The organism is Bacillus sp. JJ1532 (assembly GCF_036965085.1).
GTDB lineage: Bacteria > Bacillota > Bacilli > Bacillales > Cytobacillaceae > Cytobacillus.
This window is the reverse complement of record NZ_JBALOW010000093.1, coordinates 1-2,226: the sequence shown is the minus strand read 5'-3', so window position 1 is coordinate 2,226 and position 2,226 is coordinate 1. Positions and strand designations below refer to the sequence as shown.

2 protein-coding genes are annotated in these 2,226 nt (G+C 42.5%); both read left to right on the top strand.

Annotated features, from left to right (window positions below):
• Positions 1 to 73 precede the first annotated feature (73 nt).
• The gene (gene trpB / locus V7122_RS22660) at positions 74 to 1,276 is read left to right on the top strand and encodes a tryptophan synthase subunit beta (protein ID WP_335529340.1); all 1,203 of its coding nucleotides are present in this window, start codon (positions 74 to 76) and stop codon (positions 1,274 to 1,276) included.
• Entirely contained in the window at positions 1,273 to 2,058 is a 786-nt protein-coding gene (gene trpA / locus V7122_RS22655) for a tryptophan synthase subunit alpha (RefSeq protein WP_335529337.1), read from the top strand. The genes trpB and trpA overlap by 4 nt, the downstream gene beginning before the upstream one ends.
• The last annotated feature ends 168 nt before the right edge of the window (positions 2,059 to 2,226 follow it).

Sequence of the window (2,226 nt, the reverse complement as noted above, 5' to 3'; positions counted from 1 at the left end):
TAAAAATTGGCTGATAAAGTACCAGAACTGGCTGATAAACATGAAAATTTGCCTGACAACGGGAGGAACTATTATGACAACCTATACATTACCTGATGAACGTGGACATTTTGGTGCATTTGGGGGAAGATTTGTGCCAGAAACGTTAATGCAAGCAGTTCTTGAACTCGAAACAGAATATAAAAAATCGCTGGAAGATCCAGAGTTCCAAAACGAGCTAAATGATCTTCTAAAAGATTACGTTGGACGGGAAACGCCATTGTACTTTGCCAAAAACTTAACAAAGCATCTTCAAGGGGCAAAGATTTATTTAAAACGTGAGGATTTAAACCATACAGGCGCACATAAAATTAATAATTCCTTAGGTCAGGCTTTACTGGCCGCCCGAATGGGGAAACGAAAGATTGTTGCCGAAACAGGGGCAGGACAGCATGGAGTGGCTACCGCAACTGCCTGTGCACTTCTTAATTTAGAATGCATTATTTATATGGGAGCTGAGGACATTCGCAGACAGCAGCTGAATGTGTTTCGAATGGAGCTTTTAGGTGCAAAGGTTGTCAGTGTTGAGTCAGGCAGTGCAACCCTTAAAGATGCTGTCAATGAGGCGTTACGATATTGGGTGACGAATGTGGAGGATACTCATTATATTCTTGGGTCCGTAATGGGGCCGCACCCTTTTCCGATGATTGTCCGTGATTTTCAAAGTGTTATTGGGAAGGAAACGAAGCAGCAATTTATAGAAAAAGAAGGAAAGCTTCCCGAGGCAATTGTGGCCTGTATCGGTGGCGGAAGCAATGCTATGGGGATGTTTTATCCATTTATTAAAGATGAAGATGTCCAGTTGTATGGGGTAGAGGCGGCGGGATTAGGATTAAATACTTCAAAGCATGCAGCTTCAATGACAAAAGGAAAACCAGGAATTCTTCATGGCGCACTCATGTACCTGCTTCAGGATGAGGATGGACAAATTCAAGAGGCCCATTCTATTTCAGCTGGGCTTGATTACCCGGGTGTCGGACCTGAGCACAGTTATTTAAAAGATATTGGCCGGGTAAAATATGAATCTATTACCGATGAAGAAGCAATGGAAGCCTTACAGCTCCTTTGTCGGTTAGAAGGAATTATTCCCGCTTTGGAAAGCTCCCACGCAGTTGCTTATGCATTAAAGCTGGCGCCAACAATGAAGGAAGATGAAGGATTAGTCATCTGTTTATCAGGCCGAGGGGATAAGGATGTGGAAACGGTAAAAGCAAGATTAGGAGGGATTGAGAAATGAACAGGATTGAAAAAGTGATGCAAGCCTTGAGGAAGAATAACGAGAAGGCTTTTGTTCCTTATATTATGGCTGGAGATGGCGGATTGAATAGTTTGGCAGAACGGATTACTTTTTTAGAAAAAGCAGGAGCAACAGCGATTGAAATTGGCATTCCCTTTTCTGATCCTGTAGCTGACGGGCCCGTTATCCAGCAAGCCGGCATTAGAGCTCTTGAAAGTGGAACGACATTGAGGGGGATATTGGAGGCCATTGCGGAAATACGCCCAATTGTACATATCCCATTAATTTTTATGACTTATATGAATCCGATTATGGCTTTCGGCATTCAGTCATTTTTGGATGAGTGCTCCCGTTCAGGTGTAGATGGGTTGATTTTACCTGATTTGCCGATAGAAGAGGAAGATCTTATTGCCCCTTACGCAGAAAAGGCTGGTATTGAGATCATTAGACTCGTAACATTAACGAGTCCGTTAGAGCGGGTTCAAGAAATATCCAGCAAAGGGCGCGGTTTTCTATATGCAGTTACAGTTAATGGGATAACTGGAGCAAGAAAAGGTTTCAATGAACAGCTTGGGGAGCATTTGAAAAAGGTTAAGAGCGTAAGTAACCTGCCTATTTTGGCTGGCTTTGGGATAGCATCCCCATCACATGTGCAGGAAATGAACCAATATTGTGATGGCGTTATTGTCGGAAGCAAAATTATTGAGCTCTTTGAACGAGGGGATCTTGATGGAATTAAAGAGCTGATTAAAGCTTCCAAGATTGCTCATGTTGAGAATTAAGACTGATTTTGTTTATGGGAAAGTGAAAACGGTCGTCATGAAGTGTTCATGGTGCTTGTTTTTGCAATGAGTCAATGAAAACGGTCGTTAAGAAGTGTTCATGGCTCTCTTTTTTACTAAGAGCCGGAAACAATGGTCGTTATGAAGTATTCATGGCTCTCGTTTTTG

What these genes read in the sequence shown, in the direction of transcription:
- trpA (WP_335529337.1), top strand. Translation starts at nt 1,273, where the DNA reads ATGAACAGGATTGAAAAAGTGATGCAAGCCTTGAGGAAGAATAACGAG.
- trpB (WP_335529340.1), top strand. Translation starts at nt 74, where the DNA reads ATGACAACCTATACATTACCTGATGAACGTGGACATTTTGGTGCATTT.